Source organism: Corynebacterium lizhenjunii (assembly GCF_011038655.2).
Classification (GTDB): domain Bacteria; phylum Actinomycetota; class Actinomycetes; order Mycobacteriales; family Mycobacteriaceae; genus Corynebacterium; species Corynebacterium lizhenjunii.
In genome coordinates, this window is the sequence record NZ_CP064954.1 from 465,151 (window position 1) to 487,788 (window position 22,638).

Genomic DNA, 22,638 nt, shown 5'->3' on the forward strand with positions numbered 1-22,638 from the left:
GCATCGCGCCCTTCTGGTCTCCCGGCGGGCCTAGATTTGTTGGCTGGGGGTGGCCAGTGCTCAGGCCGCGGGCGGGGGTCGGCCCGCAGGCCTCCTACGGCAACCACCGCCACTGTGAAGCCGGTTCCTCGCGGTGGACAAGGCGCAGGGTGGGCACAACTTGTAGAATTCGGGGGATTGTCTTGCTCGCAGGTAAGCGCAAACGCCACACAAAATGCCTGGTCGCTTTCCATGTCAAGCTGTACATGTCGAACTCGGTCGGTAGTTTTGCTAGCAGGTGGCAGGACAGCGCTCAGGTGGGGTCCTACCTTGGTTGGTTTTGCTTGTGCGGGGCGTTTGGCTGTACGGCGTGTCCGGGCGGGGCACGGGTGGAGGCGGTGGAGGCCAAAACGGGCGCTGCCCGCCATCCTGGAGCGGATGACGGGCAGCGGGACTGCGGTTGGTAGCGGCAGCGGCGGCAATAGCGTCGGAGAGCGTGCCGGTGGCCGCTACAGGGCATCGGAAGGGGAGGGAAGGGTTACTTCTCCCAGCCGATGTCTTCCTTGCGGATGGAACCGAAGGCTGCGGGACCGAAGTTAGCCAGGCCCTTCTTCACACCGGTCATAGCCGGACCGTTGGCGTAAGGCAGCAGGCCGTATAGTGCGAAAGCTTCCTTCTCCAGCTCGTTGGCGCGCTTAGTCTGCTCTGCAGCGGTGGGCAACTTCTGCATCTCACGGATCTTCTTGTCGAACTCCGGGGTACCGGTACCGGAGTGGTTCAGAGTGGAATCCGACAGGTAGGGCTAATGGTCAAAATGTGTTGGTGAATTTGTCTGTTTCTGTGCTCCGTGCTGGTGGTATTAGGAATGATTTACTGTTCTGGGGTAAATGAGCGGTCAATGCACTGAAATCCCACAGGCCACCGACCAAGTGTGATATGGGGGCGTAGACGATGAGGGGATGAGTACTAAACATCCCCCATGCCCGGTGTGCGCCGGGCGAAGTATCAAGCATGGAACGACTACGAGTAGCCGCCAGCGTTGGCGCTGCAAGGAGTGCGGGCACACCTTTACCCGTTGCCACGACGACGCCGGCCAAGCGATGTGGTTTAGAGTCTTCGTTGACTGGCTCACCAGCGGAATTTCACTAAACACGCTGGCCAAGATACACAACGTGAGCGTATCGACACTCCAACGCCGCTTCGCCACCTTCTGGTACGTGCAACCACCAATGCCAGCAGACCCCCACCGGGTCTATGACCAGGTCTTTATCGATGGGACATACTTCAACACAAAATGCCTGCTTGTCCTAGCCGACTGCGACCATGTCATCTCATGGTTCTGGGGATACACCGAAGATTCCTGGGCCTACGGCCGATTACTCGACACTATTGCCCCGCCACTGATTGCAACGACAGATGGCCATAAAGGCTCAGCAAAAGCCATCCGAAACACCTGGCCTGAGACCAAAATCCAACGCTGCCTCGTCCACGTCAAACGAAATATCCAAACCGCTACAGGTCTTCATCCCACATCAGCAATGGGCAAGGCACTACGCCGACTATCCCTAGAGCTACTGCACATAGACGATCTCGACCAGGCCGCCGACTGGACGATAAAGCTGCAGAAGTTCGGCCAAACCTTCAACACGCAGCTCAATGAGAAAAGCTACGTCAAAGACACCCCGCTTGAGCAGATCCCGAAATCGAAGCGACACAACAAAAGATGGTGGTACACCCACTACACCCACCGAGCCGCCTACATGCAGCTGGTGCGACTTTCCAAGGCCGGTCACTTGTTTACCTACCTGACCGAAAAGCAGGGCACCATCGCCTATAAAAGCACCACCAACAGCCTAGAAGGTGGCATCAACTCCCCGATAAAAAGCCTCCTGCACGCCCACAGAGGCCTCAGAGATGAACATCAACGCATCGCCTGCGACTGGTGGCTCTACACCCACACACAACACCCACGCGACCCCGTAGACATCGCCAGAGAACAAAATTGGGGCAAGGACGCAACCGCCAAAGCCACGATCCTTGCCCACCACGAGCGCCAAACCGCCAACGGTCACGACGACGGGCGGCCCGCACTCCTCGACAACGCCATCGACGCTGACTACAACCACAGTATGGGAATCAGGAAAGGCACCATCCACTAACCCCCACCAACACATTCTGACCATTAAGACGACACGCCGAAAAACAACACATTTTGACCATTAGGCCGACAGGTAGGTCTGACCGAAGTAGGCCACACCATAAGGATCGGAGGAGAAGATACCGGAGAGGAACAGGTCGAAGTCGTTCTCAGCCAGGATCTTGGAGAACTCGGAGGACGGACGCTCCTCAATCTTCACTTCAACGCCGATGTCCTTCTGCATCTTCTGGATGGCGGCCGCAGTGGACTTGGAGACCTCATCGTCGCCAACCAGGACGTAGCGCAGAGTCAAGCGCTCGCCGTCCTTTTCGTAGTAGCCGTCAGCGCCCTCAGAGTAGCCGGCGCCCTCGAGCAGCTTGCGGGACTCCTCCGGGTCGAACTTCAGGACGTCACTCAGGTTGTCCTGGTAGTCCTCCTGAATCGAGTACAGGGTGAGGGAACCCGGCAACTCTTCTTCGTAGCCCAGGCCGTTGTAGCGGATGGTAGCCAGCTGTGCGCGATCAATACCGGCGAAGATGGCGTGACGGACATTGACGTCTTTCAGCTGCGGCGCACGGGAGTTCAGGGTGAACAGGACGTTGGCGGTGCGCAGGGAGGCGCGGATGTCAATCTTGTCGCCCATATCGGCGGCGATCTTCAGATTGTTCTTGGAGGCAACGCCCGCCGCATCAATCTCGCCTGCCTGGAAAGCGTTGATCACAGCCTGGGACTCCATTGCACGGAAGGTGACCTTGTCCAGCTTCGGGGCATCTCCCCACCACTTCTCATTCGGAACGAAGGTGATGGTGCCAGCCTTGAAGTCGGAGCTCTCCACCTTGAATGGGCCAGCACCCCACTCCGGGCGAACCTTACCCAGGTACTCGTTATCAAACTTCTCTGCGGAGTCGATGGCCGGGTGCAGCAGGTAGTTGAACAGACCCTGCCACCATGGGTAAGCACCATCGAAGGTGACCACGACTTCCTTGTCAGACTTGCCACGCTCCACGGACTTGATCTGCTCGTAGCCGTCGGTGGAGTTGACCTCCACCTCGTAGTCCTTGCCGTTGTTGAACTTCCAGGTGTTTTCGAAGGACTTCCAGTCGATCGGGGTGCCATCGTTGTAGACGGCCTTCTCATTGATGGTGTAGGTCACCACGGTGTTGCCATCGACGATGTCTTCCTTGGCGTCGGTGAGGTAGTCCGGGTTCGGGCTCCACTCGCCCTCACCAGTAGACATGGTCAGCTCCGGGTTGTACCAGTTCCAAACGCCGGAGGTGTCCGTGGTCATGTTGGCGTGGAAGCGGTTTTGCTGCTCGGTCAGCTCACCAAGAGCGAGGGTCAGCTCACCACCATCCTGGATCTCATCACGGGACTTCGGGTTAATGTCACCGGCCGGCTTGATCTCAATGTCCAGGCCTGCCGGGGCAGAAGAGGCGGAGCCCTTGTCACCAGAGCCGTTGCTGGAGCCAGAATCCGAGGCTCCGGAGCAGCCGGCCAGGACAAGGGCAGCGGCGGTTACAGATGCAGCGCCGACCAGGCGCAGACGGTCGAACTTCTTCATAAACATTCTCCTTGGTGTGAGAGCTATGCCAGGAGCCGGGGAAATGTGCCCCGTGGCGGTGCGGGTGGCCCTCCTTGACCCTCGGCCCTAAGAGGGGCAAGAATGCGCAAACGGCCTCCCTGTGAAATTGTGAGACGCATCTAGACGGCAGTTCGCGAGCGCTTGCGAGCTGTATCACAGCCTATGCGTGCTGTTAAGTATAAGACTGTGACCGGCAAACTCACAACGCGGCAGCCCCATTAATCCCAGCCACCCGTCGGGTTATTGTGTTATGCACTGGTTGTAGGTAGGTAGTGGCCGGTAGCGGAGGATCTTTCCTGAATTTTAAGGGGGTGCTGGCGGGGGTGAAATCCACCGAATAGCACCGTGCATAAATCCCTGCTTTGTGCATAAAAGGGGCGGATAATGCATAAAAGCCCGGTACCGTGTGGGGCACGGACCGGGCGGTTAAAGGGGCATCGGCAAGCTAAGCCTGCGGGCCGGAACCCTGCGGGGCTGAATCGTTAGCAGGGGAAGTCTCAGCCGCGGCGTGGCGGGCAGCACGGCGCTCGCGTGCAACCTGGGGGTCAGGAACCGGAATGGCAGCCAACAGCCGCTTGGTGTAATCCGCCTGCGGGTTGTCGAAGATGGCGTCAGTCTCACCGTGCTCGACAAACTTGCCCTTGTACATCACGGCCACGCGGTCGGACAGGTGGCGGACCACGGAGAGGTCGTGAGCAACGAAGAGGTAGGACAAGCCCAGCTTCCGCTTGAGGTCTTCCAGGAGGTTAATCACACCGGCCTGGATGGACACGTCCAGGGCGGAGACCGGCTCGTCCAGCACAATCACCGAGGGATTGGTGGCCAGCGCTCGGGCCAAACCAATGCGCTGGCGCTGGCCGCCGGAGAAGTGGCCAGGGAAACGGTCCAGCTGGGAGGAGTCCAAGCCCACCAGGCCCATGAGCTCCTGGACGCGGGCGTCGATGTCACCCTCATAGCCCAGGGAGTGCAGTGGCTCTGCAATGACCTCGCGCACCGTCAGGCGCGGGTTAAGCGAGCTCATCGGGTCCTGGAAGACGATCTGCATTTCCTTGCGGGCCTCCCGGCGCTCCGCGGCAGACATGGAGTTGGCATCCTTGCCATTGAGCACCACCGCGCCATTGCCGGGGTTGAGGTCCATTATCTCCAGCAGGGTAGTGGTCTTGCCGCAGCCGGACTCGCCCACAATGGCCATGCACTCGCCGGCGCGAATGTCGAAGGTCAGCCCGTCAATGGCCTTGACGGTGCCTACGCGGCGCTTAATCAGCGCGCCCTTCATCAACGGGAACTCCTTGCGTAGGTCCTTAACTTCCAGGGTGATGTCGCGCTCTTCGCGCGGCACGCCCTCGAAGACGTCCGGAGACAGTGCCGGCGGCTTAAACATGCGCTCGCCGTCAATCTCCTTGTTACGAATTTCACCCGCACGTAGGCAGGCGCTGAGGTGCTCGGGGTCATCGGCAAGCGGGATTAGCGGCGGCTCAGCCTCGTTGCAGGCAGGCTGGACCACAGGGCAGCGCAGCGCGAACTGGCAACGCTGCTTGAGGTCAACCAGGATGGGCGGGTTGCCCACAATGGGGGTCAGGGGCTCATCGGAGCTAACGTCCGGGCGAGGGGTAGAACCCAGCAGACCCACGGTGTAGGGCATGCGCGGGGAGGAGAAGATGGTGTCCACCGTGCCGCGCTCTACCGGGCGGCCGGCGTACATGACCATGACGTCATCGGCTGTCTCAGCCACCACGCCCATATCGTGGGTAATCATGATGGTTGCAGCGCCAGTTTCTTTCTGAGCCACGCGGATAACGTCCAGGATCTGGGCCTGGATGGTCACGTCCAGGGCGGTGGTAGGCTCATCGGCAATCAACACGCGTGGGTTATTAGCAATAGCAATGGCGATGACCACGCGCTGGCGCATACCGCCGGAGAATTCATGCGGGAAGGACTTCAGCCGCAAGTGCGGATCCGGGATACCCACCAAGTCCAGCAGTTCTGCAGCCTGCTTCAGGGCAGCCTGCTTGCCCACCTTTTGGTGAGCCTGGATGGCCTCCACCAGCTGGGTTCCAATGTCAAACACCGGAGTCAGCGCAGAGAGCGGATCCTGGAAAATCATGCCAATGCCATTGCCGCGGATCTCTGACATCTGCTTGTCGGTCAGGCCCAATAGTTCGCGGCCATCGTATTTGATGGAGCCGGCGATCTTGGCGTAGTCCGGTAGCAGTCCCATGATGGACATGGAAGTCACGGACTTACCAGAGCCAGACTCGCCCACAATGCCCAGGGTGCGGCCCGGGTAGAGGTCGAAGTCTACGCCGCGCACGGCGGAGACGGAGCCTGCCTCAGAGGGGAAAGAAACGTGCAGATCTTTGACGGAAAGAATGGGCGATGTCATGCCTTGCCTCCGGACTGGGAGTTCGGGTCGAGTGCGTCACGTAGGCCGTCACCAATGAAGGCCATGGACACGGTGAGCAGGGTCAAAGCGCCGGCCGGGAAGTAGAACTGCCACGGCGCGGACTGGACGTTGTTGGTGCCGCCCTGCAGGAGGGTGCCCAGGGAGACATCGGGAAGCTTCACGCCCAAGCCCAGGAAGGACAGGGCGGTCTCGGAACCCACGGTGCCAACAATGCCAAAGACGAACTGGATAATGAGCAGCGAGCCAATGTTCGGAATCACGTGGCGGACCACGGTGCGCACCTTGGGCACACCCATGTAGGTGGCGGCCCGGACGTAGTCCTGCTCGCGCACAGACAGCGCCAGGGACCAAATCACACGCGCCTGGTACATCCAGCCAAAGGCAATGAGCACCACAATCAGCAGGCGCCAGTCACCGCCGGAGTCCGAAACCACCAGGGCAATGAGCAAGAAGGTGGGGATGGTCAGCAGGAAGTGGATGATGGTCAAGATGACCTTCTCCGGCACGCCACCCCACAGGGCGGCGCCTGCGCCAACCATGGCAGAAATAACCAAGGTCGCAGCAGAGACAATGATCGCAATGGTCAGCGAGCGGCCAAGACCATGCACCACCTGTGCAAAAAGATCATTGCCAGTGTCATTGGTACCAAACCAGTGCTCAGAAGACGGCGGGGAGGCCAGGTTAAGGAAGTCCGGCTCGTAGTAGTTCCACTCGGTAAAGAAGCGGCCAAAGGTCGCCAGGGCAATGAGCATCAACAGAATGATAAAGCCCAGCGTGGCCAGCTTATTGCGGAAGAAGCGGCGGACGTAAAGCTTCATGCGGGAGGTACCGCGCACAACGTCGTCGCCAGCGGTCGCTGCCAGGACCTCGGCCTCAGCGGCGGACAGTGTCTCTGTGGCGACAACTTCGCTCTTGGTGGAGAACTCGCCCAGCCCCTCGGGGGCTGGCTGCTTGGGATCGCGTGGAGTAGTCATTTAACTCACCCGGACTCGTGGATCGAGAGCAACGACAACCAGGTCTGCCAGCACGGCAGACACCGCGGTCATGGCCGCACCGAAGGCGGCCACGGCCACAGCGCCGTTGACGTCATTCTTACTAATGGTTTGCAGGAAGTATTGGCCCATACCGTTCCAGCCGTAGATGCGCTCCGTCATCACCGCACCGGTAAAGATGCCGGGAATGGAAAACGCCACGGAGGTGGCCACCGGAATAATCGAGGTGCGCAGGGCGTGCTTGCGAATAGCTTGCGAGCGGGTCAGGCCCTTGGCACGCGCGGTGCGCACATAGTCTGCGTTGAGGTTGTCCAGCAGCAGGGTGCGCTGCGTCATGTGGTAGCCCGCGTAGGAGATGAACACCAAAGAAACAGTGGGCAGAATCAGATGCTGTGCGGAGTCAATGAGCTTAGGCCAAAAACCTTCCACCCCCAGGGAGTTCGCGCCCACCACGTAAAAAATCTTCTTGCCCGTGGCGTCGTTGATAGCCAACGCGCCGGCCACCACGACGATGGAGGCCACCACCACGTGAGTGTTCATGGCCACGATGGAAATGCCCTGCCAGATGCGGTCACCCAGCTTGTACTGGCGCGATGCCGTGTAGACACCCACCGCCACACCGATAACGATGGACAAGATAGTTGCCAACAGCAACAGCTGGGCGGAGACCCAAATGCGGTAGCTGATTTCCTCATTGACCACCGCGCCCACGGGGGAGCGGCCCCAATCCCACTTGGTGAGGATGTTTGTCAGCCAGGTCCACCAGCGCTCCATCAGGGGAGTCTCTGGGCTGAGGTTGTACGGCTCCAGCAGGTTGTGGATTTGGTCATCAGAAATCGGTGGGCGGCGTCCAACAAAGTTGGACCGGGGGTCCAAGAATGTGGCCGCCAGGAAGTAGGCGATGTTGGTCGCCAAGAAGATGACGAGTAACCAACCCGCGGTCTTCTTGAGGATGTATTTGAACATGAGCGGTAGTCTCCGTGCAGGTTCTGCAGTATAGAGTTGCGGATAGTATGCAGTTGACAGTGCGATTGGTGGCACCGGAGGTGGTGGCACTCAACCCAAAATCGCATATGGCCGCGACGCCGATTGGCCGGGCTTGGAGACAAATCTAATACCTTTGTTAAGTGGCGCACAAAGCAGTTCCCCCGTACCAGGGCGCGCAACGCGGGCGCGGTGCTTTGGCCCCGATGAATAATATCTGTGACCAGCAGCAACGCCGCGCCAATGAGTAATATAGACACGGCTGTAAATCATGCGGGGGTGCCGCCAACCGGGCGCCGGGGTTAGGCTTAAGCCCCATGGAACCTCGCGCCAGTTCTTCACTGCACCGGCACCTGCCGGATCCCACCCGCATTGAGCCCACTCTTGCTGCCGTCCAGCGCGCATGGGAGGGCCAGCCGGAGCTTAGTTTGCCCACATTGTTCGCCCAGTTGGCTAACGAGGGCATCAGTTGGGGCTCCAGCGACGAGCAGCTGGTTGCCGCCCTCAACCAGCGCGCCGCAGTGCGACCTGGGCATTTTCCGCTTGCCGATGCCCCCTCTACCGCCCGTTTCCTCTTTTCTTGCGGCCAGGCGCGTATCACCGTCGACGGCGAGTGGGTGGTGGTGCGTACTCCCGGCCGCCAACCCGTGGTGTGGCGCTATGCGCGCGTGCGCCCCACCGGTCCCGGTCGTCCGCTGGTGGTGGCCGATACCGAGGGTTTTGAGCACCGTTTTGGGGTCATCGACTCCATCACGCGCATTGACCCCGACGGGGAGGTGGTCCGTCGGGGTCTGCAGGGTTTAAAGCGTTCCCATCTTGGCGATGTCGCCTGGGTTCTCCGCCTCGACGACAACCGTGTGGCCATTTGTGGCCACACGCTGCGCGTCTTTACCGTCCACCGCCGTGAGGTGTCCGTCCAGGAGTTGCGCTGGGAACGCGTGCTCCACGGCGGCGCGTTGGGCGAGGAGCTCGCACTTGCCCAGCCCGGCGGCCGCCAGGTCACCATCGGCACCGTCACAGGCCTATGGCTTGCCGATGCCCCCGCTGGCTAAGCCTTGGGCAAAACCTCGGGCTAGACCGCGGGCAAAGCCTCAAGCTAAGCCTCTGGCAGAACCTCGGGCTAGACCGTGGGCGTGACTGCCGGTGCTGCGGGGAGGCCCGCCGCAGGTGAGTTCGCGGGTGCGGTGGCTGGCAGCTCCTTCGAGCTTGCCGCGGGATTTGCCGCCGGGCGCGCGTAATGCACGCGGTAGACGGTGTCCACCTCGACCTGCGGGAAGGCCGTGCGCAGATCGGTTTCCGTTTCGGCTACGAGCAGCTGCAGCTGCTCCCAGCTGGTCTCAGCGGAGGCCTCGATTTCAAAGCTCAGCTGGGGGCGGCCGCGGTCATAGGCCAAGCGGCGACTCGCTGAGTTGATGCCCGGCTGTGCTGCTATATGGTTGGCCACCGTTGCAGTGAGCGGGGCCAGTTGCAGAGCAATTGCGCCTTCGTCACTGGATGCTGAGGAGGACACGCGGTTGATGCGGCGGACCTTCAAGTTGGCGACAATCGCCCACAGGCCCAGCCCCGCCAGCACGACAGCGGCAATCCCCACCGCCCATTGCCACCAGGGCTGGGTGTCGGCATCCGCCACCGCTTGGCGGTCGAGCGGTCCAATGGCATTTTGCAGCTGGTCGCTGAGCTGCTGCGCCCAACTGACCTCAAAGTGCAATAGCAACGGCCAAGCGCCGAGAACAATGAGGATTACACCCGCCAAGAAGAAGAGCACTCGTTGAATGCCTGCTAGACGTTTAGACATTGATGTCTACCTCCTCCAAACGCTGCACAGTGACTTGGACATCAAGCCCATGAGCCAATGCGCTCAGTTCGTGCGTGACGGCTTCCTTGACGCGTGCAGCCAGTGCTGGATCATCAATGTCACCGTTGACGGTCAGCGCCAACTTAGAGCGAGAGGCTTGGGAACGCGCGGCGGTTACACCAGGCACGCGTCGCGCTACCGCCGAGGCTCGGCGGGCAATATCTACCCGCCGAGTCCACATGCTTATATCCATTCCGGCAGGCGACTGCAGGCGCAGGTGGGTTCGCTTGCGCGGTGCCACTGCTGCCCAGATGGCTAACAAGCCGAGGACGATGACTCCGGCGAGCGCAAAGAGCATCCAGCTTTCAAGGACCGGCTCAGCGGCAAGGTCGAGGACTGGGCGCACCCAGGAGGTTGCGCCGGTGTTGAGTGCCCATAACTCGCGGCCCAGGACTGCAGCCAGTGCAACGAATACCACACCGGTGAGCAGTCCAGCCCAACGTACCTTGGGGCTGGCAACCGGCTCTTGCCCGGGAGTAACACTTTCCGGAACTTGCACAGCCGGGAAGCTATCTACCGTGTCTGCTGGGGTAGTCATCGTGCCTCCGAACGTGGTTGGCGTGAATACGGGCGTACCTCAATTTGGCGCAGCGGCGCAGGCCGGGGAACATCCACCCAGATGGCTTCCACCGGCCGCGGGGCCTTAGGCGTAGAGACCTTCAATGGTTTCGGCGCCTGTGGGACGCGCAACGGTACGGACTGCGGAGCTTCTGGCTCGCGAACGTTAAGTGCTTGCGGAGCTTTAGGCTCACGCACGCTCAACGGCCGCGGGGCTTCCGGCTCCCAAACGTTGAGAGCCTGTGGGGTCTCCGGCTCGCGCACATCGACCGCGCGCGGAGTCTCCGACGGACGGGTTTGAGTCGGCTGCGGAACCTGCGGGGTGCGCACTGCGGTGGATTGCGCGACTACGGGTTCGCGCACAGATTCATTATCCGGCGTTGACAGTAGCGACGGCGCGTGTACCTGCAGCGGGCGCGCTACCGGTTGGCGGGGTGTTAGCGGCTGTGCATACGCGATCTGCGCGCTAGTTACGCGCTGCTGACTGGGCTCCGCGTGCCCCACCACTACGTTGATGCGCGTGGGGGTGTAACCACAGAAGTCCTGAACTGCCTGTCCAATAGCACTGCGCACAGCGGCTGCGACCTCCGTGACCGGGCTGGGCCACGCCACCGCTATGGCAGTATCGATAGCCACCATCTGCGTATCCGGGTCCATCTGAATGGCCAGGCGCGGAAAGTCTTTGCCGCCCAGTTTCTTCAGGGTGCCCTGGACGCGGACAGTGCCGGGGACATGATCGATGGCATCGTGGACCACGCGCTCCATCGCGCGCAAGCCAATCCGGGTGGTGCCGGAAGGCCTGGCCTCGGCGGGAGCGCCAGTGTGGGCGATACCAGGAGACTTAGCGTCCGCGGGAGCACCGGAGGGGATAGTTGGTGTAGTCACTAACGCCCTCCTAACCGCGTGGGCGGTTGATCAAGCCATAGAAGAGATCGACCAGATCGAGTTTGCCGTCGTAGTGGGCGCCGATGAGTGCACCGCCGCCGACAAAAATAATCATCAACAGAAACAGCGGCCACCAGCCAAAGAAGATGGCGATTGCCGCCAACAGACCACCGATGGCGCCGATAGCCGTGTACTTATATGAATTCATGAAGTTTCCTTGAGGTCCGCGATGATGACATCCACGCGCTCCAACTCCGGGCAGGCCTGGGCCGCAGCGCGTTGTACGTCGGCGGCCAGCTCCTGCAGATTCGGGGCTTGAGAGCCGCCGGTCGGATCGAAGGCGACCGTGACGTGAACCTCCAGGTGGGAGTCATCACGCGCAGAAACTGGGCGTAGACCGGTTACCCGCTGCCCGGGGAAGAGCAACGCCACCTCGCCAAAGGAACCACCGTGCAGCTCGGCCACACCAGGAACGGACAATACGGCGTCACGCACCAGGTGCGCCGTCTCGGGGCTAAGGCGCAAAGACTCACGTTGAGGTGGGGCAGTGGAGTGCGGGGTATCCCGCGGGTTAGAAGTAGTCATGTACTAGAACGAGCTAGGACCGATTAGGAAGAAGCGATGGCAGTGTTGTTCTGCTCATCCTGCTCATCATCCTCGCGCGGCAGGCGCACGTCGTGGACCGTCACGTCCACGCTGGAAACCTCCAGCCCGGTCATGCGCTCGACGGCGGTGATGATGTTGCGACGGATAGCCTCTGCCAGCTGGTGGATGGCCACACCGTACTCGGCGATAATGGCGACGGAAACAGAAGCCACACCCTCCGTTACCTCCACGGACACGCCCTGGCGTACGTCCTCATCGGCGCCCAGGGTCTCGCGGATGGTGCCGATCATGCGGGCGCCGCCACCGCCGAGGGCAGCAACACCAGAGACCTCGCGGGCGGCGATACCGGCAATCTTGGAGACGACGGTGTCATCAATAGTGGTGGTGCCGAACTCGGTTTCCAAGTTCTTGTTGACGCGACGGGTTTCTACCTCCCCGCCCGGAGCAACAGTGGTTTCCACAGAGGTGTTGTTGGTGGCAACATCCTTGGTGGACTGCGTGTTGTTGCTGTTGTTCTTGGCGGAGTTGTTCTTTTCGGGGGTGCTCATTTGCGCTCCTATAGTTGAAAGTTAGACTTTGAAGTTTGCCGTGCCGCTTGGCCCGGCGTGTGAAACCCACCGTACCGACACGGGTGGACATCATCGCGTGGTGCCAGCGGAAGGGGAGGGGGCATCGGCAAGCAAAGTGGCAGGTAGTTGCGGCAGAAAACTCCCAGGTGTGAGATTTGACACATTGAGCTGCAGGGCTTGCGAATTGATGCTGCACATGCTTGAATACAGGGGTTGCTTTAACAGGGCAATGCCATCTGGAAGGGGCTAAATGCTCCAGAAGGGCGGTATCGGCGCTGGTAGGGCGAACATGACATCTTCGCTATCGGGAACGGTGCCACCTGGTGCCGGGGCTGATAAGAAGGTGCATCCTCCGGGTAAGGTCCGCGCTTGAGTAGAGGCAAACCCCGGTAGATGTGACCAGAGAAGGGCATGGCAAATAAACAGCGGCAGTATGCGAATTGGATAACCTGCCACGTGTAATGCGTGGACACCGTCCTGTTCCTGAGCACAACACGGGTCTTGTACCCCGTGCATAAGCACTGCGACTGGTTAAATGCCTGCTCGCATCTTATGGTCAGCATGGAATCAATCAACCACTGGCGTTGCGCCTAGACCTGGTTCTGGACAACGTTATAGAGAAATCGAGAAGCAATTTCCCACCGCTTCACGCCCCGGAGACGCCGGGAATGTGAATGTGGGGAAGCGAGGAAGAGGATAAGCGTGGCGGGACAAAAGATCCGCATCCGGCTGAAGGCCTATGACCACGAGGCTATCGACGCTTCTGCAAAGAAGATCGTCGAGACGGTAACCCGTACCGGTGCCCGTGTAGTTGGCCCTGTGCCGCTCCCAACCGAAAAGAACGTGTACGCCGTTATCCGTTCTCCGCACAAGTACAAGGACTCTCGCGAGCACTTCGAGATGCGCACTCACAAGCGCCTCATCGACATTCTCGACCCAACTCCGAAGACCGTAGACGCTCTCATGCGTATCGATCTTCCGGCTAGCGTCGACGTGAACATCCAGTAAGTGCCCCACTCAGGGCACCACTACTAATTTGGAGAACCAATAATGAGTGAAAACGAGATCAAGGGCATTCTGGGCCGCAAGCTCGGCATGACCCAGGTCTTCGACGAGGACAACCGCGTTGTGCCGGTGACCGTCGTTGAAGCCGGGCCGTGCGTTGTTACCCAGATCCGCACCGTTGATAACGATGGCTACAGCGCCATCCAAATTGCCTTCGGCGAAATTGACCCGCGCAAGGCCAACAAGCCTGCCTCCGGTCACTTCCAGAAGGCCGGCGTGACCCCGCGCCGTCACGTGGCTGAAATCCGTATGGATGACACCTCCGCATACGAGGTAGGCCAGGAAGTCAAGGTAGACATCTTCGAAGGCATCACCTTCGTCGACGTCACCGGCACCACCAAGGGCCACGGCTACGCCGGTGCTATGAAGCGCCACGGCTTCGCAGGCCAGGGCGCTGCCCACGGTAACCAGGCCGCTCACCGCCGCGTCGGCGGCATCGGCGGCGCTGCTACCCCGGGTCGCGTCTTCAAGGGTAAGCGAATGGCCGGCCGCATGGGCCAGGACCGCGTGACCACCCAGAACCTGAAGATCCAGAAGATCGATGCCGAGTCCAACCTGCTGCTCATCAAGGGTGCAATCCCGGGTGCACGCGGCGGACTCGTCACCGTCAAGACCGCAGTGAAGGGCGGTGCACACGCATGAGCAACCTCAAGCTAGACGTCCTGACCGCTGACGGCAAGACCAACGGCTCCGTTGACCTGCCTGCAGAGCTGTTTGACACCGAGGCATCCATCGCACTGATGCACCAGGTGGTCAACGCACAGCTGGCAGCTGCACGTCAGGGCACCCACAAGACCAAGACCCGCGGCGAGGTCCGCGGCGGTGGCCGCAAGCCTTTCCGCCAGAAGGGCACCGGCCGCGCACGCCAGGGCTCCATCCGTGCACCGCACTACACCGGCGGCGGCATCTCCCACGGCCCGGTTCCGCGCGACTACTCCCAGCGCACCCCGAAGCGCATGATCAAGGCAGCCCTCTACGGTGCCCTGTCTGACCGTGCACGTAACGAGCGCATTCACGTAATCGAAGAGCTCGTCCCGGGCCAGACGCCCTCGACCAAGTCCGCTAAGGCTTTCATCGAGCGCATCACCGAGCGCAAGAACGTGCTGCTGGTGATTGGCCGCGAGGACATCAACGCTCGCCGCAGCGCCAACAACCTGCCCAACGTTCACATCCTGGACGCCGGTCAGCTCAACACCTACGACGTCCTCAACTCCGACGACGTTGTGTTCTCCGTTGAGGCTCTGCACACCTTCATCTCCCGCGCCACCGGTGCGGACAAGGAGGAGAACTAATGGCTAAGACCGCTAACCCGCGCGACATCATCATCGCTCCGGTGGTCTCTGAGAAGTCCTACGGTCTCATGGAACAAAACACCTACACGTTCTATGTGGCCACGGACTCCAACAAGACCCAGATCAAGGATGCCGTCGAGCAGATCTTTGGCGTAAAGGTCGACTCCGTGAACACCGTAAACCGTCAGGGCAAGCGCAAGCGCACCCGCACCGGTTTCGGCCAGCGCAAGTCCACCAAGCGCGCCTACGTGACGCTTCGTGAAGGCAGCGACGCTATCGACATCTTCGGCGCTAACGCCTAAAGAGAGAGTCGAGGTAAGGAACAACTATGGCTATTCGTAAGTACAAGCCGACAACCCCGGGTCGCCGCCAGAGCTCCGTTTCCATGTTCGAGGAGATCACTCGCTCGACCCCGGAAAAGTCTCTGCTGCGTCCGCTTTCTAAGACCGGTGGCCGCAACAACTACGGCCGCATCACCACCCGCCACATCGGTGGTGGCCACAAGCGCCGTTACCGTCTGATCGACTTCCGTCGCCACGACAAGGACGGCATCCCGGCCAAGGTCGCACACATCGAGTACGACCCGAACCGTACCGCCAACATCGCCCTGCTGCACTACGTAGATGGCGAGAAGCGCTACATCATCGCCCCCAAGGGCCTGAAGCAGGGCCAGATGGTCGAGGCCGGCGCCAACGCAGATATCAAGGTGGGCAACAACCTGCCGCTGCGCAACATCCCGACCGGTACCACCATCCACGCCGTTGAGCTCAAGCCGGGCGCTGGTGCAAAGCTGGCCCGCTCCGCTGGTGCCTCCATCCAGCTGCTGGGTAAGGAAGGCAAGTACGCCATTCTGCGTATGCCCTCCTCTGAAATCCGCCGCGTAGACATCCGCTGCCGCGCTACCGTGGGTGAGGTCGGCAACGCTGACCAAATGAACATCCGCTGGGGCAAGGCCGGCCGTATGCGCTGGAAGGGCGTCCGCCCGACCGTCCGCGGTGTCGTGATGAACCCGGTTGACCACCCGCACGGTGGTGGTGAAGGTAAGACCTCGGGTGGTCGCCACCCAGTGTCCCCATGGGGCAAGAAGGAAGGTCGCACCCGCAACCCGAACCGTTACTCCAACAACATGATCGTGCGCCGTCGTCGCCCGAACAAGAAGCGCTAAGAGGAGGTAAACAATGCCACGCAGCCTTAAGAAGGGCCCGTTCGTCGATGAGCACCTCCTCAACAAGGTGGATGCTCAGAACGAGGCCGGAACCAAGCAGGTTATCAAGACCTGGTCCCGCCGTTCGACCATTCTGCCCGACTTCATCGGTCACACCTTCGCCGTCCACGACGGTCGCAAGCACGTGCCGGTGTTCGTCGATGACTCCATGGTCGGCCACAAGCTGGGCGAGTTCGCACCAACCAAGACCTTCAAGGGTCACGTCAAGGACGACAAGAAGGGACGTCGATAAGCGATGAGTGACACCATCACCTCCGCATCCGCAACGGCCCGCTACGTCCGCGTAACTCCGATGAAGGCACGCCGCGTCATCGACCTGGTTCGCGGTAAGTCCGTAGCAGAGGCACTTGCAATCCTGAAGTACGCTCCGCAGGGCGCCGCAACCCCGGTGGCTAAGGTCGTAGCTTCCGCTGCCGCCAACGCTGAGAACAACTTCGGCCTGGACCCGCGCACCCTGGTCATCTCCGAGGCATACGCCAACGAGGGCCCGACCATGCGCCGCTTCCAGCCCCGCGCACAGGGACGCGCATTCATGATTCGTAAGCGCACCAGCCACATCACCGTGGTTGTCGAAAGCCAGAAGGAAGGTGCCAAGTAATGGGCCAGAAAATCCATCCTCACGGCCTCCGTCTGGGCATCTCCACTGAGTGGAAGACCCACTGGTTCGCCGACAAGGACTACGCAACCTACGTTGCTGAGGACATCAAGATCCGCCAGTTCCTGGAGAAGGGCCTGGACCGCGCCGGTATCGCCGACGTGGTTATCGAGCGCACCCGCGACCGCGTTCGCGTGGACATTCACACCGCCCGTCCGGGCATTGTGATTGGCCGTCGCGGCGCTGAGGCTGACCGTATTCGCCGCGAGCTGGAAAAGCTGACCGGCAAGATGGTCGCCCTCAACATCCTCGAGGTCAAGCAGGTCGACGCCAACGCCACCCTGGTTGCACAGTCCATCGCTGAGCAGCTGGTCAACCGCGTTGCCTTCCGTCGCGCTATGCGCAAGGCCATCCAGTCCGCTATGCGTCAGCCGCAGGTCAAGGGCATCAAGGTGCTCCTGTCCGGTCGTCTGGGCGGCGCCGAGATGTCCCGCACCGAGCGCTACCACGAGGGTCGCGTTCCGCTGCACACCCTGCGCGCAGAGATCGATTACGGCACCGCAGAGGCCCACACCACCTTCGGCCGCATTGGCATCAAGGTGTGGATCTACAAGGGCGACGTCATCGGTGGCGTGCGTGAATCCGAACTGAACGCTCCGGCAGCCGGCCGTGGCCGCGGTGACCGCAACGGTCGTCCGCGCCGTGGTGGCCAGCGCCGTCAGCGCGCACAGCAGAACCAGGAGGGCTAATCCATGCTGATTCCTAAGCGCGTTAAGTACCGTCGCCAGCACCGCCCGACTCGTACGGGTGTGTCCAAGGGCGGTAACCGCATCAACTTCGGTGATTACGCTATCCAGGCTCTGGAGCCCGCGTACATCACCAACCGTCAGATTGAGTCTGCACGTATTGCCATCAACCGCCACGTCAAGCGTGGTGGCAAGGTGTGGATCAACATCTTCCCGGACCGTCCGCTGACCCAGAAGCCGCTCGGCGTGCGTATGGGTTCCGGTAAGGGTCCTGTCGAGAAGTGGGTGGCTAACGTCAAGCCGGGCCGCATCCTCTTCGAGATGTCCTACCCGAACGAGGCCGCTGCACTGGAAGCTCTGCGCCGCGCAGGCCAGAAGCTGCCTTGCAAGGTCCGCATCATCAAGAAGGAGGACCAGTTCTAATGGCTACCGGTACCCCCGCACACGAGTTCCGCGAGCTCGACAATGCTGAGCTGGAGACCCGCCTGAAGGATGCGAAGGAAGAGCTGTTCAACCTTCGCTTCCAGAAGGCTACCGGCCAGCTGACCAACAACCGGCGCATCGGCACTGTTAAGCGCGACATCGCCCGCATCTACACCGTTCTCCGCGAGCGCGAGCTGGGCCTGTCCGTTGTTCCGGGAGCTGAGGCTTAATCATGAGTGAGGCAAACGTGAACGAAGTAAAGAAGGAGCGCGGTGCGCGCAAGACTCGCATCGGCTACGTGGTTTCCGACAAGATGAACAAGACCATCGTTGTCGAGCTCGAAGACCGCAAGCAGCACGCTCTGTACGGCAAGATCATGCGCTCCAACTCCAAGGTGAAGGCGCATGACGAGGATGAGATTGCCGGCATTGGCGACCGCGTCCTGATCGCCGAGACCCGTCCGCTGTCCAAGGACAAGCACTTCCGTCTCGTCGAAATCGTGGAGAAGGCCAAGTAAGCTAGCGCACTTGCATCTGTGGCTGCTTTAACGCGGCCCTCCGCGAACAAGTCCCCCTGGGTTCAATCCCCGGGGGACTTTTGCGTTCGTGCTTTGCTTGCCGATGCCCCTATCCCGCCAACGTCCGCGTCTTCTAGCCTTTACTGACTCATTTTCTGCGCAAACACGACATCGCGGTATGGCGGGGAGGCAACTTTGCGGAGAAAATGGGTCAGGCTCCACCAGTCCGGCCACCGCCCGGCCCACCCGCCCGGCCACCGCCCGGCCCACCCGCTCCGGGAGGGAACCCCGCGCCCCTGGCAACCGGTAGCATCGTCTTCCATGAGCTACCGCCCGCGTTTCCATGTTTCCCCGCCGTCTGGCCGACTCAATGACCCGAATGGGATGTTCCTCGACGGCACCGATTTGCACCTGTTCTACCAGCATGATCCTGGCTTCCCCCATGCACCGAAGCGCACCGGTTGGGGACACGTGGTGGTGGATTTGACTCAGCCGGGCCGCCCCCGGCATTTCCCGGACGCACTTTATCCGGACCGGCCGTATGACCTGCACGGATGTTACTCTGGCGGTGCGGTAAGCGACGGCGATAACATTTGGTTGTTCTACACTGGAAACCTCAAGCAGGACGGCCGTCGGATTCCGTCGCAGAATCGGGTGCGCGTGGACAATCTGGGCCCGGAGGGTGGTTTCTACATTCGGGACGCAGCCAACCCGCTGATCCCCAACCACGCTCCGGGCTATACGGGCCACTTCCGGGATCCGATGCTCACGCAAGACCCAACCGGGGGTTGGCGCATGGTCCTGGGCGCTCAACGCGAGGATGAAACCGGAGCCGTGGTGGTCTACTACTCGGCGGATTTGCAGAACTGGGAGTTCGGGGGCGAACTTCGCTTTTCTGGCGTCGCAGCTGAGTATGTCTCCGGCGAGGCAGCTGAGGATGTTCCTGGCGGCTACATGTGGGAGTGCCCGAATCTGTTGCGTATGCGTGACACGGCGACGGGGGAGGACCTGGACGTGCTGGTAATCTGCCCGCAGTTCCCGGGCCGCGATGAGTGTGGTTATCTGGTCGGTCGCCTGCGGGGCCTGGAGTTTGAGGTGGTGCGCGGCTACCGGCCCCTCGATTTTGGGCACGCTTTCTATGCGCCGCAGCTGATTAGTTATGGCGAGGGCCAGGCGCTCATGGTCGGCTGGATGGGCCTGCCCGGCCAGGATGACACGCCCACGCTGTCCGCGGAGGGGTGGGTGCATACTTTAACTCTGCCCCGAGTGCTTGAGCTTGCCGATGCCACGTTATCCCAGGCCCCAGTATGGCCCAGCGTCCCTGGGGAGGTCACCTTCCGCACCGCAGAAGGCCAGGCACCCGTGGTTTATGGCCTTTTCGCCGGTACTGGTGCCGATGCCCGGGAGTGTGCCCGGGTGGAGGTAGAGGGGGCATCGGCAAGCGTGGTGCGTTTCGGGCCTGGCGGTGAGCAAGAGGTACGGCAGGCTCCCACACGGCCAGGTTCAGCGCGCTTGATTGCTGATTCTTGCGCCGTCGAAGTCTTCACCGGCGACGGTGCTGCTGCGTTCTCCGTGCCCGTTTTCGCCCCAAACGGGCAGGAGCTTTACTGGCGAAAGCTGTCCGAATAGACATAACCGTAAGTAATCTCACATCATCCGCACCTTGTATTCCGCGCCCGTGATCGCTGTAATTGGAAGGAGACAATTTAATCTGCCTCACTGCCCGGCGGTCCAGTAACTCCTGGGTATTGACGCCACACCGGTGAGGCCCCGAGACAGGGGAGACCCTTTATGCAACACAAAGAAGTGGCCGCCCGTACGCTCCAAGCGCTGGGCGGCGAGGATAATATCGTCGCCCTCGCGCACTGCGCCACCCGCCTGCGCATGGTGCTCAAGGACACCAAGGCCGTAGACACCGAGGCCCTAGAAAATGACCCGGACCTCAAGGGCATTTTTGAGGCCGGCGGGATGTTCCAGGTCATCGTCGGTCCGGGCGACGTCAACGTCGTCTACAAAGAAATGACGGCACTCATCTCCAAGGACGTCGCCGTCTCCACGGAGGAACTCAAGGACATTGCCGCCAATTCCGGCAACTGGTTCTCCCGCGCGGTCAAGGTCCTGGCGGACATTTTTGTGCCGCTCATCCCCATCCTGGTCGGCGGCGGTTTGTTGATGGCCCTGAATAACGTGCTCACCGCCCAGGGGCTCTTCGGCCCGCAGTCCGTGGTGGAGATGTACCCGGGCATCGCGGATTTGGCGCAGCTGATTAACCTACTGGCCTCGGCGCCGTTTGCGTTCCTGCCGGTGCTGGTCGGCTTTACCGCCACCAAACGCTTTGGCGGCAATGAGTTCCTGGGTGCGGGTATGGCCATGGCGATGGTCATGCCCTCGCTGGTCAACGGCTATGACGTCGCCCAGGCAATTGAGGCCGGGGAGATGCCCTATTGGCACATCTTCGGCCTGGACGTGGCCCAAGCAGGTTACCAGGGTTCCATCCTGCCCACGCTGGTCATCTCCTGGATTTTGGCCACGGTGGAGAAGTTCTTCCACAAGCACCTCAAGGGCACGGTGGACTTCATGCTCACCCCGCTGCTGACGTTGCTGATTACCGGCTTTGTCACCTTCATTGCTATCGGCCCGGTCCTGCGCACCGCCGGCGACATGCTGGGCCTGGGCCTGGCCAACCTTTACGAGTTCGCTGGTCCAGTGGGCGGGTTCCTCTTCGGCCTGGTCTACTCCCCAATTGTCATTACCGGCCTGCACCAGTCCTTCCCACCGATTGAGACGCTGTTGTGGAACGAGGGCGGCTCCTTCATCTTTGCCACCGCCTCTATGGCCAATATCGCCCAGGGTGGCGCGGCACTGGCGGTGTACTTCCTGGCTAAGTCTGACAAGCTCAAGGGCCTGGCGGGCGCTTCGGGCACCTCGGCGCTGTTCGGCATTACCGAGCCCGCCATTTTTGGTGTGAACCTGCGCCTGCGTTGGCCGTTCTACATCGGCATGGGGGCGGCGGCGATTGCGTCTACGCTCATTGCCATCTTGGATGTCAAGGCCACCGCGCTGGGTGCTGCCGGTGTGATTGGCTTTGTATCCATGCGCCCGACCGACATCCCGCAATTCCTCATCAGCGCTGCCATCGCCCTGGCCGTGTCCTTCCTGGGTGCCTATGGCTATGGCCGTTACCTGGTGGCCAAGCAGGGCAGCATCGAGCCGGATGCTATCGGGGCAGCGGGCGCGGGCGCGGGCTCGGCTGGCGTAGCGGATTCGGCTCCGGTTGCGGCCTCGGCAGATGCCGTGCGCATTGCCTCCCCGCTAGCTGGCCAGGTGCTTGAGCTTGCCGATGCCTCCGACCCCATGTTTGCTGCCGGCAAACTGGGTTCCGGTGCAGCTATCGAGCCTACTGAGGGCCGACTGGTTGCCCCCATCGACGGCACTGTGACTGTAACCTTCCCCTCCAAGCACGCCTATGCCGTGCGCGGGCGTGATGCTGCCGGGCAGCCGGTGGACATTCTCATGCATATTGGGTTTGACACCGTCAACCTCAAGGGTGAGCACTTCACTTCCCACGTCTCCAAGGGTGATGAGGTCAAGGCCGGGGATCTGCTCTGCGAGTTCGATATAGCGGCCATCAAGGCCGCCGGCTACCCGGTGACCACCCCGGTGGTGGTGTCCAACTCCAAGAAGACCGGCCCGGTGCTGCTGTCCGCGGCCGGTGGGGCAGAGGTGACTTTAGGCCAGGAGTTGCTGGCTGTGGAGCCCAAGCTTGCCGATTCCCCCACCCCTTCCGATTCCCCCGCCCCTTCCGCTGGATAGAGGCCCCGAGCCTAATAGAACAGCGCCTGCGTGGCGAAGTAGAGGGCCGTGGCGAATAGTGCGCCCAGCGCTATCCACGCCACGACCCGCACCGCCACGCGGGCGTTTTCCATGGGCACCACCGCCAGTGCCCCCAACGCAACGCCTGTCATTAGTGGAATCGTGCGGATAGTCTCGAACGCCAGCGTATGTCCGAAGGCGAGGAACACGAAGGACATCAGTAGCTGGTCTAGGGCGCAAGCTGCTAGCACAATCGCAGCAGCCAAGAACCTAGCTGAAGTCTTGGGAAGCTCATTGAAGGCGCGCATGGAACCCCTTTCCGCGACCGAAATATCAGTTTGAGACGATTCTATAGCAGTAGTCCACGCCTGCTTGAGCTTTTCGGCTGGGGGTGAAAAGTTGAAGGGCGCG

At 61.2% G+C, this 22,638-nt stretch carries 26 protein-coding genes and 1 pseudogene; 15 read left to right on the plus strand and 12 right to left on the minus strand.

Annotation, left to right across the window (positions count from 1 at the left end; genetic code table 11):
• Positions 1–517: 517 nt before the first annotated feature.
• A pseudogene (locus G7Y31_RS02160) lies at positions 518–778 on the minus strand (ABC transporter family substrate-binding protein); the annotation flags it as partial.
• Positions 779–938: 160 nt separating this feature from the next.
• On the opposite strand from G7Y31_RS02160, the gene G7Y31_RS02165 reads away from it, so the two are divergent.
• Positions 939–2,138: an IS1249 family transposase gene (locus G7Y31_RS02165; protein WP_196823578.1), complete on the plus strand. Its 1,200-nt coding sequence runs from the start codon at positions 939–941 to the stop codon at positions 2,136–2,138.
• A 60-nt stretch (positions 2,139–2,198) separates the two neighbouring features.
• On the opposite strand, the gene G7Y31_RS02170 is transcribed toward G7Y31_RS02165, so the two are convergent.
• From G7Y31_RS02170 to G7Y31_RS02185, 4 genes are all read right to left on the minus strand, one after another.
• Positions 2,199–3,677 (minus strand): ABC transporter family substrate-binding protein, encoded by a 1,479-nt coding sequence (locus G7Y31_RS02170; RefSeq protein WP_196823600.1) that lies wholly within the window; start codon positions 3,675–3,677, stop codon positions 2,199–2,201.
• Positions 3,678–4,143: 466 nt separating this feature from the next.
• On the minus strand, positions 4,144–6,081 hold the full coding sequence (locus G7Y31_RS02175; RefSeq protein WP_196823601.1) for an ABC transporter ATP-binding protein: 1,938 nt from the start codon (positions 6,079–6,081) through the stop codon (positions 4,144–4,146).
• Positions 6,078–7,076 (minus strand): ABC transporter permease, encoded by a 999-nt coding sequence (locus G7Y31_RS02180; protein ID WP_165010632.1) that lies wholly within the window; start codon positions 7,074–7,076, stop codon positions 6,078–6,080. The genes G7Y31_RS02175 and G7Y31_RS02180 overlap by 4 nt, the downstream gene beginning before the upstream one ends.
• On the minus strand, positions 7,077–8,060 hold the full coding sequence (locus G7Y31_RS02185; RefSeq protein WP_165010634.1) for an ABC transporter permease: 984 nt from the start codon (positions 8,058–8,060) through the stop codon (positions 7,077–7,079).
• 335 nt (positions 8,061–8,395) lie between these two features.
• Between G7Y31_RS02185 and G7Y31_RS02190 the strand changes: the two genes are divergently transcribed.
• Positions 8,396–9,130 (plus strand): hypothetical protein, encoded by a 735-nt coding sequence (locus tag G7Y31_RS02190; RefSeq protein ID WP_165010636.1) that lies wholly within the window; start codon positions 8,396–8,398, stop codon positions 9,128–9,130.
• Between the two features lie 68 nt (positions 9,131–9,198).
• On the opposite strand, the gene G7Y31_RS02195 is transcribed toward G7Y31_RS02190, so the two are convergent.
• The 6 genes from G7Y31_RS02195 to G7Y31_RS02220 are packed head-to-tail and all read right to left on the minus strand — an operon-like array spanning position 9,199 to position 12,530.
• A complete protein-coding gene (locus G7Y31_RS02195; protein WP_165010639.1) occupies positions 9,199–9,873 on the minus strand; it encodes an Asp23/Gls24 family envelope stress response protein in 675 nt (224 codons plus the stop codon).
• The gene (locus tag G7Y31_RS02200; RefSeq protein WP_165010641.1) at positions 9,866–10,471 is read right to left on the minus strand and encodes a DUF6286 domain-containing protein; all 606 of its coding nucleotides are present in this window, start codon (positions 10,469–10,471) and stop codon (positions 9,866–9,868) included. The genes G7Y31_RS02195 and G7Y31_RS02200 overlap by 8 nt, the downstream gene beginning before the upstream one ends.
• Positions 10,468–11,376 carry an Asp23/Gls24 family envelope stress response protein gene (locus G7Y31_RS02205; RefSeq protein WP_165010643.1) on the minus strand — a complete coding sequence of 303 codons (909 nt, stop codon included), beginning with the start codon at positions 11,374–11,376 and terminating at the stop codon, positions 10,468–10,470. The genes G7Y31_RS02200 and G7Y31_RS02205 overlap by 4 nt, the downstream gene beginning before the upstream one ends.
• Positions 11,377–11,386: 10 nt before the next feature.
• Positions 11,387–11,584 carry a DUF2273 domain-containing protein gene (locus tag G7Y31_RS02210; RefSeq protein WP_165010646.1) on the minus strand — a complete coding sequence of 66 codons (198 nt, stop codon included), beginning with the start codon at positions 11,582–11,584 and terminating at the stop codon, positions 11,387–11,389.
• A complete protein-coding gene (locus tag G7Y31_RS02215; protein WP_244977424.1) occupies positions 11,581–11,961 on the minus strand; it encodes a hypothetical protein in 381 nt (126 codons plus the stop codon). Before G7Y31_RS02215 ends, G7Y31_RS02210 begins: the two co-directional genes overlap by 4 nt.
• 23 nt (positions 11,962–11,984) lie before the next feature.
• Positions 11,985–12,530 (minus strand): Asp23/Gls24 family envelope stress response protein, encoded by a 546-nt coding sequence (locus tag G7Y31_RS02220; RefSeq protein ID WP_165010648.1) that lies wholly within the window; start codon positions 12,528–12,530, stop codon positions 11,985–11,987.
• A 723-nt stretch (positions 12,531–13,253) separates the two neighbouring features.
• Between G7Y31_RS02220 and rpsJ the strand changes: the two genes are divergently transcribed.
• The 13 genes from rpsJ to G7Y31_RS02285 all read left to right on the plus strand — a co-directional run bounded on the left by rpsJ (position 13,254) and on the right by G7Y31_RS02285 (position 22,227).
• Positions 13,254–13,559: a 30S ribosomal protein S10 gene (gene rpsJ, locus G7Y31_RS02225; protein WP_003848085.1), complete on the plus strand. Its 306-nt coding sequence runs from the start codon at positions 13,254–13,256 to the stop codon at positions 13,557–13,559.
• A 42-nt stretch (positions 13,560–13,601) separates the two neighbouring features.
• A complete protein-coding gene (gene rplC / locus G7Y31_RS02230; RefSeq protein ID WP_165010650.1) occupies positions 13,602–14,258 on the plus strand; it encodes a 50S ribosomal protein L3 in 657 nt (218 codons plus the stop codon).
• The gene (gene rplD, locus G7Y31_RS02235; RefSeq protein WP_165010652.1) at positions 14,255–14,908 is read left to right on the plus strand and encodes a 50S ribosomal protein L4; all 654 of its coding nucleotides are present in this window, start codon (positions 14,255–14,257) and stop codon (positions 14,906–14,908) included. The genes rplC and rplD overlap by 4 nt, the downstream gene beginning before the upstream one ends.
• The gene (gene rplW / locus G7Y31_RS02240) at positions 14,908–15,210 is read left to right on the plus strand and encodes a 50S ribosomal protein L23 (protein ID WP_165010654.1); all 303 of its coding nucleotides are present in this window, start codon (positions 14,908–14,910) and stop codon (positions 15,208–15,210) included. The genes rplD and rplW overlap by 1 nt, the downstream gene beginning before the upstream one ends.
• Before the next feature lie 26 nt (positions 15,211–15,236).
• A complete protein-coding gene (gene rplB, locus G7Y31_RS02245) occupies positions 15,237–16,073 on the plus strand; it encodes a 50S ribosomal protein L2 (RefSeq protein ID WP_165010657.1) in 837 nt (278 codons plus the stop codon).
• A gap of 13 nt (positions 16,074–16,086) precedes the next feature.
• Entirely contained in the window at positions 16,087–16,365 is a 279-nt protein-coding gene (rpsS, locus tag G7Y31_RS02250; protein ID WP_040084843.1) for a 30S ribosomal protein S19, read from the plus strand.
• Positions 16,366–16,368: 3 nt separating this feature from the next.
• Entirely contained in the window at positions 16,369–16,731 is a 363-nt protein-coding gene (gene rplV / locus G7Y31_RS02255; RefSeq protein ID WP_165010659.1) for a 50S ribosomal protein L22, read from the plus strand.
• Entirely contained in the window at positions 16,731–17,477 is a 747-nt protein-coding gene (gene rpsC, locus G7Y31_RS02260; protein WP_165010661.1) for a 30S ribosomal protein S3, read from the plus strand. Before rplV ends, rpsC begins: the two co-directional genes overlap by 1 nt.
• A 3-nt stretch (positions 17,478–17,480) precedes the next feature.
• Entirely contained in the window at positions 17,481–17,897 is a 417-nt protein-coding gene (rplP, locus tag G7Y31_RS02265) for a 50S ribosomal protein L16 (RefSeq protein WP_165010663.1), read from the plus strand.
• Positions 17,897–18,127 carry a 50S ribosomal protein L29 gene (rpmC, locus tag G7Y31_RS02270; protein ID WP_005527735.1) on the plus strand — a complete coding sequence of 77 codons (231 nt, stop codon included), beginning with the start codon at positions 17,897–17,899 and terminating at the stop codon, positions 18,125–18,127. Before rplP ends, rpmC begins: the two co-directional genes overlap by 1 nt.
• Before the next feature lie 2 nt (positions 18,128–18,129).
• Complete coding sequence (gene rpsQ / locus G7Y31_RS02275) at positions 18,130–18,414, plus strand: 30S ribosomal protein S17 (protein WP_165010665.1); 285 nt, start codon at positions 18,130–18,132, stop codon at positions 18,412–18,414.
• Between the two features lie 321 nt (positions 18,415–18,735).
• Positions 18,736–20,043, plus strand: coding sequence for a glycoside hydrolase family 32 protein (locus G7Y31_RS02280; RefSeq protein WP_165010667.1), 1,308 nt, complete (start codon positions 18,736–18,738; stop codon positions 20,041–20,043).
• Positions 20,044–20,205: 162 nt separating this feature from the next.
• The gene (locus G7Y31_RS02285) at positions 20,206–22,227 is read left to right on the plus strand and encodes a sucrose-specific PTS transporter subunit IIBC (protein ID WP_165010670.1); all 2,022 of its coding nucleotides are present in this window, start codon (positions 20,206–20,208) and stop codon (positions 22,225–22,227) included.
• An 11-nt stretch (positions 22,228–22,238) separates the two neighbouring features.
• Here the strand turns inward: G7Y31_RS02285 and G7Y31_RS02290 are convergent, their stop codons facing one another.
• Positions 22,239–22,535 (minus strand): hypothetical protein, encoded by a 297-nt coding sequence (locus tag G7Y31_RS02290; protein WP_165010673.1) that lies wholly within the window; start codon positions 22,533–22,535, stop codon positions 22,239–22,241.
• Positions 22,536–22,638 lie beyond the last annotated feature (103 nt).

Bases quoted from the DNA above. Each gene is read 5' to 3' on its own strand.
- G7Y31_RS02165 (WP_196823578.1), top strand. From the start codon at position 939: ATGAGTACTAAACATCCCCCATGCCCGGTGTGCGCCGGGCGAAGTATC.
- G7Y31_RS02170 (WP_196823600.1), bottom strand. From the start codon at position 3,677: ATGAAGAAGTTCGACCGTCTGCGCCTGGTCGGCGCTGCATCTGTAACC.
- G7Y31_RS02175 (WP_196823601.1), bottom strand. From the start codon at position 6,081: ATGACATCGCCCATTCTTTCCGTCAAAGATCTGCACGTTTCTTTCCCC.
- G7Y31_RS02180 (WP_165010632.1), bottom strand. From the start codon at position 7,076: ATGACTACTCCACGCGATCCCAAGCAGCCAGCCCCCGAGGGGCTGGGC.
- G7Y31_RS02185 (WP_165010634.1), bottom strand. From the start codon at position 8,060: ATGTTCAAATACATCCTCAAGAAGACCGCGGGTTGGTTACTCGTCATC.
- G7Y31_RS02190 (WP_165010636.1), top strand. From the start codon at position 8,396: ATGGAACCTCGCGCCAGTTCTTCACTGCACCGGCACCTGCCGGATCCC.
- G7Y31_RS02195 (WP_165010639.1), bottom strand. From the start codon at position 9,873: ATGTCTAAACGTCTAGCAGGCATTCAACGAGTGCTCTTCTTCTTGGCG.
- G7Y31_RS02200 (WP_165010641.1), bottom strand. From the start codon at position 10,471: ATGACTACCCCAGCAGACACGGTAGATAGCTTCCCGGCTGTGCAAGTT.
- G7Y31_RS02210 (WP_165010646.1), bottom strand. From the start codon at position 11,584: ATGAATTCATATAAGTACACGGCTATCGGCGCCATCGGTGGTCTGTTG.
- G7Y31_RS02215 (WP_244977424.1), bottom strand. From the start codon at position 11,961: ATGACTACTTCTAACCCGCGGGATACCCCGCACTCCACTGCCCCACCT.
- G7Y31_RS02220 (WP_165010648.1), bottom strand. From the start codon at position 12,530: ATGAGCACCCCCGAAAAGAACAACTCCGCCAAGAACAACAGCAACAAC.
- rplC (WP_165010650.1), top strand. From the start codon at position 13,602: ATGAGTGAAAACGAGATCAAGGGCATTCTGGGCCGCAAGCTCGGCATG.
- rplD (WP_165010652.1), top strand. From the start codon at position 14,255: ATGAGCAACCTCAAGCTAGACGTCCTGACCGCTGACGGCAAGACCAAC.
- rplW (WP_165010654.1), top strand. From the start codon at position 14,908: ATGGCTAAGACCGCTAACCCGCGCGACATCATCATCGCTCCGGTGGTC.
- rplB (WP_165010657.1), top strand. From the start codon at position 15,237: ATGGCTATTCGTAAGTACAAGCCGACAACCCCGGGTCGCCGCCAGAGC.
- rpsS (WP_040084843.1), top strand. From the start codon at position 16,087: ATGCCACGCAGCCTTAAGAAGGGCCCGTTCGTCGATGAGCACCTCCTC.
- rplV (WP_165010659.1), top strand. From the start codon at position 16,369: ATGAGTGACACCATCACCTCCGCATCCGCAACGGCCCGCTACGTCCGC.
- rpsC (WP_165010661.1), top strand. From the start codon at position 16,731: ATGGGCCAGAAAATCCATCCTCACGGCCTCCGTCTGGGCATCTCCACT.
- rplP (WP_165010663.1), top strand. From the start codon at position 17,481: ATGCTGATTCCTAAGCGCGTTAAGTACCGTCGCCAGCACCGCCCGACT.
- rpmC (WP_005527735.1), top strand. From the start codon at position 17,897: ATGGCTACCGGTACCCCCGCACACGAGTTCCGCGAGCTCGACAATGCT.
- rpsQ (WP_165010665.1), top strand. From the start codon at position 18,130: ATGAGTGAGGCAAACGTGAACGAAGTAAAGAAGGAGCGCGGTGCGCGC.
- G7Y31_RS02280 (WP_165010667.1), top strand. From the start codon at position 18,736: ATGAGCTACCGCCCGCGTTTCCATGTTTCCCCGCCGTCTGGCCGACTC.
- G7Y31_RS02285 (WP_165010670.1), top strand. From the start codon at position 20,206: ATGCAACACAAAGAAGTGGCCGCCCGTACGCTCCAAGCGCTGGGCGGC.
- G7Y31_RS02290 (WP_165010673.1), bottom strand. From the start codon at position 22,535: ATGCGCGCCTTCAATGAGCTTCCCAAGACTTCAGCTAGGTTCTTGGCT.